Here is a 14,644-nt window from a genome sequence, read left to right on the forward strand (position 1 = left end):
ATTATTTGCTGATTACTTTGATGGTTTCTTTTACTTGTTGAGCAATTGCTCTTGCTTTAGTCATATCTGGATTAACGATAGTAACGTGTCCCATTTTTCTGAAGGGTCTTGTCTCTCTTTTACCATAAATATGAGGTGTTACCCCATTAATAGCTAAGATTTCTTTCATTCCTTCATAATATACTTGTCCTGTATATCCTTCGGCACCTACTAAGTTAACCATAACACCAGCAACCTTGCTATCTGTATCCCCTAAAGGTAAATCAAGGATAGCTCTGATATGTTGTTCAAATTGTGATGTATAACTTGCTTCAATAGAATAGTGTCCCGAGTTATGTGGACGAGGTGCAACTTCATTAACTAAGATGTCATCATCTTCTGTTTGAAACATTTCAACTGCAAGTAAACCAACATGGTTGTATTTTTCTGACACTTTTAAAGCGACTTCGCGTGCTTTATCAGAAACTGCAGAAGGAATTCTGGCAGGGCAAATCACATATTCAACTTGATTTGCTTCTGGATGAAATTCCATTTCTACAACTGGGTACGTTTTAATTTCTCCTGATACTGATCTTGCAACAATAACAGCTAATTCATTTTTAAAAGGAATCATTTGTTCAGCAATACATTCTACATTAGGTAGTTTGTCTAAGTCAGCCACAGAACGAACAACTTTTACTCCGTTTCCGTCATATCCAAATTGTGCTGCTTTCCATACAAAAGGAATAGTCGCTTCATTATTATTAACAGCCTCTTTTAGAGATTCGATGTCATCAAATCTTTTATAAGGTGCGGTAGGGATATTGTTCTGAGTATAGAAGTCTTTTTGTTTTCCCTTGTGCTGAATTAAACGCAGGGTAGAAGGAGAAGGAAATACGTTTAAACCTTCTTTTTCAAGTTGCTCTAAAGCATCAAGGTTAACATTTTCTATTTCAATAGTTAAAGTGTTTACTGTTTTTCCAAAGCGGTAAACAGTTTCAAAATCCATTAGATCTCCTTGGAAGAACTTGTGAGCACCAAATTGTGCGGGTGCATCAATACTTGGATCTAAGACATTCGTTGCAATGTCAAATTTTCGAGTATCATAAAGGAGCATTTTGCCAAGTTGGCCACCTCCTAAAATTCCCAAACGGAAATCAGTTGAAAAATAATTCATTGTGTTGTTGTATAGTTATAGCGACAAAGATAATTTAAAAAAGAATGAAATAGAATTCTGATGAATGAATTTAGATTTAAGGTTAAATAATTGTAGATATGATGTTTTAATGAGTAAAAGGTTTTTAGCAGAGTGTATTTTAATCTTTTATTAGTTAATTTATACTATATGTGTGTTTGTTTTGAATATAATTTATTTATTGATGATTTAATGTATGTTATTATTTGAATTAAAATATAATATTTTATTAACGAAATATTTTTTAGTTAAAAAAATTAACTTATATTTGAATTGTGATTGAGTGATAATCATTGTATAGATAGTGGATGTATAAATGATATTTAAAAGTAATCTCAACGATAGAACTATCAACTTTGGTTTTAGAGTTAGATTGAATTAGTTTGTTTTAACGTAGCGTTTTATAACGCTACGTTTTTTGTTTATACCTTAAGATATTTATTTTAAAAGGGATTAAATTCTTGAGAAATATTTTAACTTTTAGAATAAGATTTTAATCATTATCTTTAAAAAGCATACTTGGTTTTGTAACGAGATCGAGGTAAGTTTTTTTGCGTTTTAAGGCAATTCCTTTGCGTAGAAATTAATAAAGGTGTATTCTTTTTGTATATTTGCAAATTACGTATAACACAACACAATGGAAATACAAGTTTTAGATAAGGTTTTTGTTCCGTTTATTTCAAGGGAACGTATCGACAACAGATTAAAAGAAATCGCACAACAAATGATTGCAGATATGAACGGGGAAGTTCCTGTTTTTATTGGTGTTTTAAACGGATCGTTTATGGTGATTTCAGATTTAGTGAAACACTACACAGCACCTTGCGAAATGAGTTTTGTGAAGATGGCTTCATATATTGGAACACAATCTACAAATCAAGTAAATCAATTATTGGGATTAGATATTGATGTAACAGATCGTAGAGTTATAATCGTTGAAGATATTGTTGATACGGGAAATACGTTAGTAGCTTTAAAGAAGTTATTTGAACAACAAAGACCAAAAGATATCAAAATTTGTACTTTATGTTTAAAACCTGAAGCGTACACAAAAGATATCCCATTAGATTATGTAGCGTTTGAAATCGAGAATAAATTTATAGTAGGGTACGGAATGGACTATGATAAACACGGTCGTAACTTACCTGAGATCTATCAAATAAAAGAACAATAATTAATACACTAACAGTATAAAACATATATAATGATTGCAATAGTTTTATTTGGAAAACCTGGTGCTGGAAAAGGTACTCAAGCTCAATTTCTTAAAGAAAAATACAATCTTACTCATATTTCAACAGGAGATGTATTTCGTTTTAACTTAAAAAACGATACTGAATTAGGGAAACAAGCAAAGGTTTTTATCGATAAAGGGGAATTAGTACCAGATGAAATCACAATTAATATGCTTGCTAATGAAGTAGCTAATAATATGGATAAAGCAGGTTTCTTATTTGATGGTTTTCCTCGTACAATTAAACAAGCAGAAGCTCTTGAAGAATTATTGCAAGAGAAAAATATCAAGTTCGTTGCGACAATCGGAATTGATGCTGATGATGAAGTTCTTGTTTCAAGAATTTTAGAAAGAGGTAAAACAAGTGGAAGAAGTGACGATCAAGATGAGAATAAAATCCGTAACCGTTACATCGAGTACAACGAAAAAACTGCTCCATTAATCAAGTATTATGAAGAGAAATCTAAATATACTGCTGTTGATGGAATAGGTGCTATTGAAGAGGTTACTGAGAGATTAAGTAAAGTTATTGATACATTAATATAGTGTAAACTATTTAATATTCATTAAAAAATATTACATTTGCCGCCCAATTCCTATGGCATAGTGCTTTAGGGTGGGGGAAAAACTTAAGGAAATGACTGAAGGGAATTTTGTCGATTACGTTAAAATATATGTAGCTTCCGGTAAAGGAGGTAGAGGTTCTACACACTTACACCGTGAAAAATTTATTGAAAAAGGTGGTCCTGATGGTGGAGATGGAGGACGTGGAGGACACGTTTATATCGTAGGGAATGAAGGTTTGTGGACGTTGTTTCACTTGAAATTTGCACGTCATATTAAAGCTGGTCACGGTGGTGATGGTGGTAGTTCAAGAAGTACAGGAGCAGATGGTGAGGATAGAATTATTGAAGTTCCATTAGGAACTGTAGTAAAGGATAAAGAAACTGGAGAGGTATTGTTTGAAATCACTGAACACGGTGAAAAGAGAATTGTAGCTGAAGGTGGAAAAGGTGGTTTAGGTAACTGGCACTTTAGAAGTTCTACAAACCAAACTCCAAGATATGCACAACCAGGTATGCCAAGTACTGAGTTAGATGTTATTTTGGAATTAAAAGTATTGGCTGATGTTGGTTTAGTTGGTTTTCCTAATGCGGGTAAATCTACTCTTCTTTCAGTAGTTACTTCTGCTAAACCAAAGATTGCTGATTATCCTTTTACAACGCTTAAACCAAACTTGGGGATTGTAGCTTATAGAGATTTTAAATCTTTTGTAATAGCTGATATACCTGGTATTATTGAAGGTGCTGCAGAAGGAAAAGGATTAGGACATTATTTCTTACGTCATATTGAGCGTAATTCTACGCTTTTATTTATGGTTCCGGCAGATGCTGATGATATTACTAAAGAGTATAATATTCTTTTAGATGAGTTAAGACGTTATAATCCTGAAATGCTTGATAAAGATCGTTTGTTAGCAATTACTAAATGTGATATGTTAGATGACGAATTGAAAGCGGAAATGAAAGAACAGTTGGATGCTGAATTAGACGGTGTGCCTTATATGTTTATTTCTGCGATCGCAAATCAAGGTATGCAAGAGTTAAAGGATAAGCTTTGGAAAATGCTTAACAGCTCTAAATAAATAGATTTTTATAATATTACCATATAAAACCGATCTGAGTTTCAGGTCGGTTTTTTTTATTCTTACAATTGTTGCATCTGCTTTTGAAGAAAAAAACTATCTTCGCAATTCTAACACAGTATTTTAATTTATGAAAAAAGTCATTTTATTTTTAACTGCATTTTTATTAGCATTACCTTTTCAGGTAAAAGCAAATGAAGGAATGTGGTTTTTGATGTTCATTGATCGTTTAAATCAACGTGATATGGAAAAGATGGGACTGCAATTAACAGCAGAAGAAATTTACAGTATAAATAATCACTCATTAAAAGATGCAATTGTGCAATTTGATGGTGGGTGTACAGCAGAAATTATTTCTAACCAAGGTTTAGTGTTGACTAATCACCATTGTGGATACGATAAAATTGCTGACTTATCTACTCCAGAAGATGATATCTTAACAAATGGTTTCTGGGCTAAAGACAAAAATACAGAGCGTTCTGCAAAGAACTTATCTGTGCGTTTTTTCGTTAGAATGGATAATGTGACAAGTCGTATCTTGAGCGTTGTTAGAGATTCAATGACTGAAGCAGAAAGAGAAAAAGCAATTAATCAAGAAATTGCTAAAATTCAAAAAGAGAATGATGGAGATGGTAAATATACAGTATCTGTTAAATCATTCTTTCAAGGAAATGAATTCTATTACTTTGTTTACCAAGATTACAATGATGTACGTTTAGTAGGGACTCCTCCTAATAGCATTGGTAAATTCGGTGGAGATACGGATAACTGGGAATGGCCACGTCATACAGGTGACTTTTCTTTATTCAGAGTTTACACTGATAAAAACGGAAACCCAGCAGAGTACTCTCCTGAGAATATTCCAATGACTCCTAAACATTATTTACCTGTTTCTGTAACAGGAATTCAAGAAGGAGACTTCTCTATGATTTTAGGTTATCCTGGAAGAACTAATCGTTGGATGCCAGCACAAGGTGTAGAGCAAAATATTAAGTTTGCTTACCCAGCTTGGGTTGAGGGATCTAAATTAGGAATGGATGTAATGAAGAAACATATGTCTTTAGATGACGCAGTTCGTTTAAACTATGCTTCTAAATATGCTGGTGTTGCTAACTATTGGAAAAACCGCCAGGGGATGATTGATGCCTTAACGCAACACAATACAGTTGGTTCAAAAACGAAAGCAGAAGATGCTTTTAACAAATGGGCTAATAAAAAAGCTAATAAAGCAAAATATGGAAACGTAATTCAAGACATTAATAATTTCTATGCAGCTACAAATGAAAAAGCTCGTCATGATAATTATTTAATGACAATGATGCGTACTTCTATTTTGGCAGCTGCTCCTTATCGTTTAGCTGGAGGTATGGAAGCATACGCTTTAGGTGATGATAAGAAAAGAGATGAAATGCGTGAAGATTTTACAGCGTATGTAGAAAGTATTTACAATAGCGTAAGTGAGCCTTTAGAGCGTGAAATGCTTGCTAAGCAATTAGCATTATATGCTTCTAAATCGGAAGGGTATGCTATTGCTCCATACATTGCTCAGATTGAAAAAGAGTATAATGGCGATTTCGAAAAATTTGTAAATGAAGCTTTTGATAAGAGTGTATTTGCTAATAAAGCTAAGATGGAAGCTTTCTTAAAAGATCCAAAAGGTATTGTTGTATCACGTGATCCTTTATTGAAACTGTCTTCTGCTATTATGGATAAATACAGAGAGAAATCAGATGCTTTAAGTACTTTGGAAGATAAATACCAAAAAGCATATCGTTTATTTGTAGATGGTGTTCAGAAAAGTAATCCAACAGGTAAATACTATCCTGACGCAAACTCTACTTTACGTTTAACTTATGGTACTGTAATTGGATTGCCAAGAGGGAATAAAGTAAATGATGCAAAAGAGAATTGGTTTACAACATTAAAAGGGACAGTAGCAAAACACGTACCTGGTGATGAGGAGTTTGAAGTTCCTCAAAAGTTGATCGACTTATACAATAGTAAAGATTATGGAATGTATGCTGATAAAGACGGTCATATGCCTGTAAACTTTTTAACTAACCACGATATTACAGGTGGTAACTCTGGTTCACCTGTATTAAATGGTAAAGGTGAATTGATTGGTTTAGCATTTGACGGAAACATTGAGGCTATGGCAGGAGATGTTATCTATGATCCTAAATTACAAAGAACAATAAATGTTGATATTCGTTATGTGTTGTTCATCATTGATAAGTTTGCAGATGCGAAACATATCGTTGACGAAATGACCTTAGTGAAATAAGACAATTTTAAAAAATATGAAGAATGCCTAATTTATTAGGCATTTTTTTTTGCACTTTTGTTAATCTAAATAAGAGGTAATAAAATGAAGTATTTAATTTGTTTGTTTAGTTTGTTTTTGTTGCTCGGATGTGATTTTAAAAACAATAAACATTCACAAACAACCTTGTCGTATTATTATTGGCGTACGTCTTTTCAGTTAGATAGTATAGAGAAAAAGTCATTGGCAGAATTGAATGTTAAGAAACTTTATATAAGATATTTTGATGTTGTACTTCAAGGCAATCAAGCTATACCTGTGAGTCCAATCATTTTTAAAGAAAGCCTACCTCAGTTAGAAGTTGTACCTGTTGTTTATATTAAGAATGAGGTTTTAATAAACGAGCAGACTAATTTGTACATATTGGCAGAAAAAATAGTTGATTTCATTAGACAGGTAAATGATGTGAATGATATAGACTGCCAAGAAATTCAATTGGATTGTGATTGGACCTTACAGTCTAAAGATCGTTTTTTTAAGTTGATTGAGTATATAAAGAAAGATATTGATTGGAAGTTGACATCAACAATTCGATTACATCAAGTTAAGTATGCTTCAAAAACTGGAATACCTGATGTTGATAGTGGTGTGCTGATGTATTATAATATGGGAACTATTGCTTCCGATAGTTTGAATTCTATTTACGATAGAAGCATAGCGAAAAAGTATATAGGAGGATTAAAAGACTATCCTCTTGCATTAGATTATGCTTTTCCAATTTACTCTTGGGTTGTTCAAAGTAGAAATGGAAAAGTAATAAAGTTAATAAGTCGTGTACGCTTAGATGACTTAAAAGAAAAAAGTGGACTAAAGCAAATCAGTGAATTTGTTTTTAGTGTTCAAGAAGAAGGACTTTATTTTGGGGAGTATTTTCAAGTGGGAGATCAAGTAAAAGTTGAAAGTATTAAACCGGAACAGTTGCAAGAAATGAAACAAGATTTGTATCAGGCAAGTGGTAAATGTCCCTCCGAAATAATATTATATGATTTGAATTCAAAAAATGTGACTTTTTATGAGAAAGAAGTTTTGGAAGAATTGTCTCTATGCAAGTAGCTTTTCTTTAATAGTAGGAGTAGGAGCCTATACTTATGCCTGTGCAGATGATTGGTTTAGTTACTCGTCTGTGTCGTCATTTACACCAGAGGCTTTTGTAGATAATTCATATAAGCCAATGTTCTTTGCTCCAAATGAGCGCTTTTATAATTGGGGGTATATGGATAATGTTTCTATGTTCAACAATCAAATTGTTGAAGATTGGAAAGCTTATTTAGGGAATAGTGTGCCAGAGCACGTCATCAAAGAATACTTAGTAGAAAGTACTGATACCACTGATAATATACGCGATTTATATAATGATGTATTAAAGAAGAAAGCAAAAACGGGAACTTATGGTTTAAATCTTAAAGACGAAAAGGTTAGAAACTTCATTACATTCTTATATTTTGCAAAAGAAATAGAAATATATAGTGCCCAAACGATTAATTATTGGGATTACGAAAATCATATTGCTATTACAGCTTCTGATAGAGTCGTGAATGAAGTAGAGTCGTACTATAATAAGTTGAGTAAAAATGATGCTTTCTTTACAAATCGTATGTGGTTCCAAGTAATGAAAGCTAAGTTTTATTCTAAAGATAGAGCCTCTGTTATTTCTTATTTTGAGCATACTGCAAACGGACAGGTTAAAAACACTTTGTATTATCGCGCATTAGGATATGTAGCAGGTGCTTATTATCAACAAGCTAATTATGCCAAGTCTAATTTGTTGTATGCAGAAGTTTTTAATGCTGAGCCCTCAATGAGACAAGTGGCCTTGTATAATTTTAAGCCATTAGATAATAAACAACTTCAAAATGTTATCAGTAGTACCAATGATAAGGAAGTAAAAGCTGCAATTTGGGCGATTACAGGTCACTATAAAAGTGCGGCTGAAGCAATGAAAGAAGTTTACGCAATAGATCCTAATAGTAAACATATAGATTATTTATTGACTCGCTGGGTGAATGAACAAGAAAGTGCTGTGAATGTTTTTGCAGAGAGTAGTTTTAAATCGAAGGATGAGTATTTCAAGGCAATTAAAAAGAAGATTGATGCAAATACGTTGAAGTGGGTAAAACAAGTTGCTAATAATACAAAAGACGTTCATAATCCTGTATTGTGGAAGTTAGCAGCTGGTTATATGGATATTTTTCAAGGTAATTATAGCGATGCAGAGAAGTTAATTAGAGAGGCCAAAAGTTCAGTTAAGGGGTATGATCAGTTATTGGTTGACCAAGTGCGATTGTTCGGCTTAATAAATACTGTTTCACAAGTTAAGAAGATTGATAAGGCTGTTGAAAAATCGTTAATAACAGATTTAAAGTGGGTTTATAATGATTTGCCAAATGGTAATGGAGAAGGAGCGTTTAGATATGAATATGCATCAAATTGGATACGCCAGTTTTTAGCTGCTGTTTATCAGGAACAAGGTAATTTAATTATGTCTGAATTATTACTTAGTAATGGTAGTTCTTTTTATCAAGATGCAAAGCGTTCCAATGAAATGGAAGCCTTTTTTAAGAAAACGAATAAGTCTGAAATAGAAAGTTTATTTGCTTCTCATTACAGTTTTAATTTGAGTGATATTTATGAAAGTCGTGCTATTTATTTGTTTTATCAAGATAGGTTAGAAGAGGCTATTGTAGAAATGGAAAAGGCAGCCCCAATCAAGAAATACGACAGTTATAATAATGAGGAATATATTGTAGGGTATAGAGAAGCTGAACTTTATGGAAACCCATTCAATGGTAAGATAAAAGACTGTAATGATTGTGATCACGCTGCTAAGCAAAGTGTAAAATACAGCAAACTTGCTTTCTTGAAAAAGGTGAAAGAAATGCAGGACAATGTGAACAGTGGCAACGATGTGTTTAATAATGCTATGTTGTTAGGTAATGCTTATTACAACACAACTTATTTTGGGAATGCAAGAATGTTCTATTACAATAATATTGTTGGAGAGTATGGAAGTAATAGCATTATATCAGAAAACAAATCGTTTTTGTTGAGTATGAAATTAGCGCAGAAATATTACAATATTGCTAAAGCTAATGCTACAACAAGAGAGCAGAAAGCTAAGTTAGCTTACTTTGATGCTAAAATAGAACGCAATACATTCTACGTAGGGAAGTATCACACAGATAATTATTACTACGGAGCTTGGGGAGATGATGTGATGTTTAAAAAGTGGCGTGGATTTGCGGAGCTACAAACAAAGTATAGCGATACGAAATACTATAAAGAAGTAATCAATGAATGTGGTTATTTTAGAAAGTATCTGGGAATGGAATAATAAATAATAGAAACTCTGAGTAACTTAGGTTATTCAGAGTTTTTTTATTTGGTTAAAGCTAATAAGATAACAAGGTTTAATCCGATTGAAATTGTAATAGGGAAGAGTGATATTACAATTGCAAATAGAGATGGTGTGAGTTTTTTGTTGATCTTTTTAGACTTGTTATAAGAGAGAATTGAAAACAATAAAGCTGTACAGCCTAAGATGAATGCTATTATATTAACAATTGGTATAAATGATATTATAATTGCAATAAATGAACAGATAAATGATAGGAGATTGTATACAAAACAAGTACTTGTTATATTCGCTCTTTCATAATTTGTAAGTTGTTTGTTCATTAGAAAAGACTTAATAGTTAGACATATTAGTCCTAATATAGCTGTATTTTGGTTAAAAATAAGTATGTTTTCTTTTTTAAATTGTATTTTTACGCTAAGTTGAATTTATTGATCAAAATAGAAAATAATGCGTGTACATTTTATCGCAATAGGAGGGAGTGCAATGCACAATTTAGCTCTGGCATTGCATGCAAAAGGTGATGTTGTATCGGGTAGTGATGATGCTATCTTTGAACCTTCAAAAACAAGACTTACACAACAGGGATTATTGCCAGAACAAGAAGGCTGGTTTCCTGAGAAAATAACTTCAGATATAGATGCGGTAATTCTTGGAATGCACGCCAAAGGAGATAATCCAGAATTGGCGAAAGCAAAAGAATTAGGCTTAAAAATATATTCTTATCCAGAATTCATTTACGAACATTCAAAGAATAAAACGCGTGTTGTTATTGGTGGTTCTCACGGAAAAACTACCATTACCTCTATGATTCTTCACGTTATGCATTATCATGGTGTAGAAGTGGATTATTTAGTTGGTGCACAATTAGAAGGGTTTGATCGAATGGTAAACTTAACTTCAGAGAATGAATTTATGCTAATAGAGGGAGATGAATACTTGTCATCTGCTTTAGATTTACGTCCTAAATTTCATTTGTACCAACCTAATATTGCTTTGCTTAGTGGTATAGCTTGGGATCATATTAACGTATTTCCAACTTTTGATAACTACGTAGAGCAGTTCAGAATTTTCGTTGACAAAATCGTGAATGGAGGAATTTTAATCTACAATGAGGAAGATGCTGTTATTAACGAAATAGTTGAAAATACTAAAAACCCAATTCGCAAATTACCTTATACAACTCCGGAATATTCAATTGATGGAGGGGTTACTTATTTGGAGACTCCTGAAGGTCCAATGCCTTTAGAGGTGTTTGGCAAACATAATTTAAGCAACTTGAGTGGGGCTAAGTGGGTTTGTCAAAATATGGGTATTGATGAAGAAGATTTCTATGAGGCTATTGCATCTTTTAAAGGAGCATCAAAACGCTTAGAGAAGTTATGTGATAATGGAAGTACTGTTGTATTTAAAGATTTTGCACATTCTCCAAGTAAAGTGATTGCTACTACTGAAGCTGTAAAAATGCAGTATCCCAACAAGAAGGTTATTGCGTGCTTAGAATTGCATACTTACAGTTCTTTAAACGCAAACTTTTTGAGTGAGTATGAAGGAGCGCTTGCTAAAGCAGATGAAGCAGTTGTATTTTACTCTTTAGAGGCTTTGAAAATTAAGCGACTTGATGAAATCTCGTCAGAGCAAATGGTTAATGCATTCAAGAAAGATAATCTTGTAACGTATACTAATGCTGCTGATTTTAGAACTTATTTAGATGCTTTAGATTTAGATAATACCGTATTACTATTTATGAGTTCTGGTAATTACGGAGGATTAGACTTAAATGAATTTGCCAATAATTTGATTACATAATATGTATACTATTACTCCTGAAAATATTTTATTAGTAGGATCTGTTCTTTTATTTGTTAGTGTTTTAGCAGGTAGAACTTCATTCCGTTTTGGAATTCCAGTTCTTTTAATGTTCCTTTTTATAGGAATGCTTGCCGGTTCGGAAGGACTTGGTGGAATTCATTTTGATAACCCACAATTAACACAGTTTATAGGAATTGTATCGTTGAACTTTATTTTATTTTCCGGAGGATTAGATACACATAAAGATGATATACGACCCGTCGCTGCAAAAGGGATAGTACTTTCCACCTTAGGGGTGTTACTTACTGCTTTTGCGGTAGGGACGTTTGTTTATTATATTTCTCCATTTACCTTTTTGGAGTCGTTACTGTTGGGATCTATTGTATCTTCTACAGACTCTGCTGCTGTATTCTCTATACTGCGTTCTAAAGGATTAGGCTTGAAGAATAACATTAGGCCGATGCTTGAGTTGGAGAGTGGTAGTAATGACCCAATGGCATATGTTCTAACTATTACAGTTTTGAGCTTTATGCAGATTCCAGATATGAGTTGGTTTTCCATATTAGAGTCATTTGTTTTACAAATGTTAGTTGGTGCTGTTATGGGATTTGTAATGGGTAAAGCAGGTAGATATGTATTGAATAAATTAGATTTAGGGTATGAAGGCCTTTATATGGTTATCGTACTTGCGCTAATGTTCTTTACTTTCTCGTTTACAGATGTAATTCGTGGAAATGGATTTTTAGCTGTTTATATTGCAGGACTTGTCTTGGGTAATTCTAAAGTAGTTCATAAGAAACAAATCATACGATTTTTTGATGGAATGGCGTGGATTATGCAAATTGTGTTATTCTTGACTTTAGGACTTTTAGTATTTCCATCTGAAATTATTAATGTTGCTGGAATTGGTATTGCTGTTTCAATCTTTATGATTTTGGTAGCGAGGCCACTTGCAGTGTTTATATGTTTGTCTTTTTTCAAAGTAGATATTCGCACCAAAACATTTGTGTCTTGGGTTGGTTTAAGAGGAGCTGTTCCTATTGTATTTGCTACATATCCTTTAGTAGCTGGCGTTCCTCAAGCTGATATTATTTTTAATATAGTTTTCTTCATTACACTTATCTCTATTTTATTCCAAGGGAGTACAATTTCTTTGTTTGCTAAGTGGTTAAAATTAGACTTACCAGAAGAAGATAAGGTTAAGGAGCAATTGACATACGATTTAGATAATCGTGAAATGACCTTAATGGCTATTGTAGATGTTAAAGAACATTACCCCGTTGTTTCAAAGAGTTTGGTTGATATTGATTTGCCTTCAAGTGTTATTATAGCAATGATAAGAAGAAATAAGCGCTTCTTTATTCCAAGTGGTTCTACTGTTATTGAGGCAGGGGACAAGGTTGTACTTCTGGCAAGTGATCGGGAAGAGAAGCGAAAAACAACTGCTTTTTTTAGAGGAGAAGGCTTTTTAGGGGTTGAAGAATAAGTAATTCAAGGCTTGATTTTTGATAGTGTTTAGTTGCTATTAAAAAATCAAAAATGGAAAAACAAAGGATTACTATCAAGGAATGGGCTGAAGACGACCGGCCACGAGAAAAATTAGTTTTAAAAGGAAAGGCATCTTTAAGTGATGCCGAATTACTGGCCATACTTATTGGTTCGGGAAATAAAGAAGAGTCAGCTGTTGAGCTATGTAAGAAAATATTACTTACCTATAATAATAATTTAGGGGTATTAGCTAAGCAAGGTTTAAATCAACTAATTTCTTTTAAAGGAATAGGAGAGGCAAAGGCTATTACTATTATTGCAGCTTTAGAACTTGGTCAACGAAGACGAATGAATGAACAATTAGATTTGTCTAAGATTACTTCAAGTAAAGATGTTTTTGAGATTATGAATCCAATTATTGGAAGTTTAGATCACGAGGAGTTCTGGGTTATCTTTCTAAATAATTCAAATAAAATTAAGTTTAAGACAGCTTTAAGCAAGGGAGGAATGACAGGAACTGTTGTTGATATTCGCGTCTTATTTCAAATTGCCTTAGAGCAAAAAGCGACAGGAATTATCTTGTCTCACAATCATCCGAGTGGGAAACTTAAACCCAGTGAAGCGGATATTCACATCACCAAAAAAATAAAGGAAGCAGGGAGGGTAATGGATGTTCAAGTGTTAGATCACGTTATTGTAACTGAATATAGTTACTATAGTTTTGCAGATGAAGGTATGTTATAGTGCTTACTAAATTTAGAATACTTAATTTTGTCACTAACACAATGAAATTATAGGTATGAGTTTTGGAGGTTTTTCAGGAAAGACAAATATATTTTTTGATTTAGATCACACTTTATGGGATTTTGAAACAAATTCAGCAAAGGCGTTTGAACAAGTAATAGCTGAGTCTAATTTTCCTTTTACAAGTGAACAATTTTTAAATTTTTACATTGATATTAATGCTGCTTACTGGGATAAGTATAGCTTAAATCAAGTAACGAAGGAGGAATTAAGGGTAGGGCGTATTCGAGATACATTTGAGGCTTTGGACTATGAAAGTAGTGTAGAGGGAATTCTGAAATTAGGAGATGAATATATTCGCACTTTACCTAACTATAATCATCTATTTGATGGGGCTGTAGAATTGTTAGACTATTTACAACAAAAATATAGATTACATATAATCACAAATGGTTTTAGCGAAGTTCAACAAAAGAAGTTGTCTAATTCGGGAATTGAAGATTATTTTATTACTGTTACTAATTCAGAATTAGCAGGAGTTAATAAACCAGATCCACAAATATTTCACTTTGCTATGAATCAAGCGAAAGCAAAAGTGGACGAAGCGGTTATGGTGGGGGATAACTTATTAGCCGATATCAAAGGGGCATTAGGTGTAGGAATGGATGCTATTTATTATAATCAATTTGATAAAGAAGTATCGCCGGAGATTATACAAGTAAATGAATTAATAAAAATAAAAGACCTACTTTAATAGTAGGTCTTTTATTTTATATCTGTCCCGTCCTAAAATAGGTTTACACAAAATAGACTTATTTATGAAAGAGACAGAAAACACAAGGGAAAAGCGTAGTCAACGAGATTATACTTTA

11 protein-coding genes are annotated in these 14,644 nt (G+C 32.9%); 10 read left to right on the forward strand and 1 reads right to left on the reverse strand.

From position 1 onward, the window contains the following. Position 1 precedes the first annotated feature (1 nt). Positions 2-1,156, reverse strand: coding sequence for a 5-(carboxyamino)imidazole ribonucleotide synthase (locus BLT46_RS01920; protein ID WP_090405345.1), 1,155 nt, complete (start codon positions 1,154-1,156; stop codon positions 2-4). Between the two features lie 655 nt (positions 1,157-1,811). Here BLT46_RS01920 and hpt point away from each other — a divergent pair. The 10 genes from hpt to BLT46_RS01970 all read left to right on the forward strand — a co-directional run bounded on the left by hpt (position 1,812) and on the right by BLT46_RS01970 (position 14,526). After that, entirely contained in the window at positions 1,812-2,348 is a 537-nt protein-coding gene (gene hpt / locus BLT46_RS01925) for a hypoxanthine phosphoribosyltransferase (RefSeq protein WP_090405349.1), read from the forward strand. A 30-nt stretch (positions 2,349-2,378) separates the two neighbouring features. Then, on the forward strand, positions 2,379-2,954 hold the full coding sequence (locus tag BLT46_RS01930) for an adenylate kinase (RefSeq protein WP_090405353.1): 576 nt from the start codon (positions 2,379-2,381) through the stop codon (positions 2,952-2,954). Positions 2,955-3,045: 91 nt separating this feature from the next. Then, positions 3,046-4,053: a GTPase ObgE gene (gene obgE, locus BLT46_RS01935; RefSeq protein WP_090405395.1), complete on the forward strand. Its 1,008-nt coding sequence runs from the start codon at positions 3,046-3,048 to the stop codon at positions 4,051-4,053. Positions 4,054-4,183: 130 nt separating this feature from the next. Continuing rightward, positions 4,184-6,337 (forward strand): S46 family peptidase, encoded by a 2,154-nt coding sequence (locus tag BLT46_RS01940; RefSeq protein ID WP_090405356.1) that lies wholly within the window; start codon positions 4,184-4,186, stop codon positions 6,335-6,337. 84 nt (positions 6,338-6,421) lie between these two features. Then, positions 6,422-7,429, forward strand: a complete 1,008-nt coding sequence (locus tag BLT46_RS01945; RefSeq protein WP_090405359.1) for a hypothetical protein — start codon at positions 6,422-6,424, stop codon at positions 7,427-7,429. Next, a complete protein-coding gene (locus tag BLT46_RS01950; protein ID WP_090405362.1) occupies positions 7,389-9,707 on the forward strand; it encodes a hypothetical protein in 2,319 nt (772 codons plus the stop codon). Before BLT46_RS01945 ends, BLT46_RS01950 begins: the two co-directional genes overlap by 41 nt. A 471-nt stretch (positions 9,708-10,178) precedes the next feature. Further along, positions 10,179-11,537 carry a UDP-N-acetylmuramate--L-alanine ligase gene (locus BLT46_RS01955; protein WP_090405365.1) on the forward strand — a complete coding sequence of 453 codons (1,359 nt, stop codon included), beginning with the start codon at positions 10,179-10,181 and terminating at the stop codon, positions 11,535-11,537. Position 11,538: 1 nt separating this feature from the next. Then, positions 11,539-13,026, forward strand: a complete 1,488-nt coding sequence (locus tag BLT46_RS01960) for a potassium/proton antiporter (protein WP_090405367.1) — start codon at positions 11,539-11,541, stop codon at positions 13,024-13,026. Positions 13,027-13,079: 53 nt separating this feature from the next. Further along, entirely contained in the window at positions 13,080-13,772 is a 693-nt protein-coding gene (radC, locus tag BLT46_RS01965; RefSeq protein WP_090405369.1) for a RadC family protein, read from the forward strand. 55 nt (positions 13,773-13,827) lie between these two features. Further along, positions 13,828-14,526, forward strand: coding sequence for a YjjG family noncanonical pyrimidine nucleotidase (locus BLT46_RS01970; RefSeq protein ID WP_090405372.1), 699 nt, complete (start codon positions 13,828-13,830; stop codon positions 14,524-14,526). Positions 14,527-14,644 lie beyond the last annotated feature (118 nt).

It is taken from the genome of Myroides phaeus, assembly GCF_900099675.1.
Lineage (GTDB): Bacteria > Bacteroidota > Bacteroidia > Flavobacteriales > Flavobacteriaceae > Flavobacterium > Flavobacterium phaeum.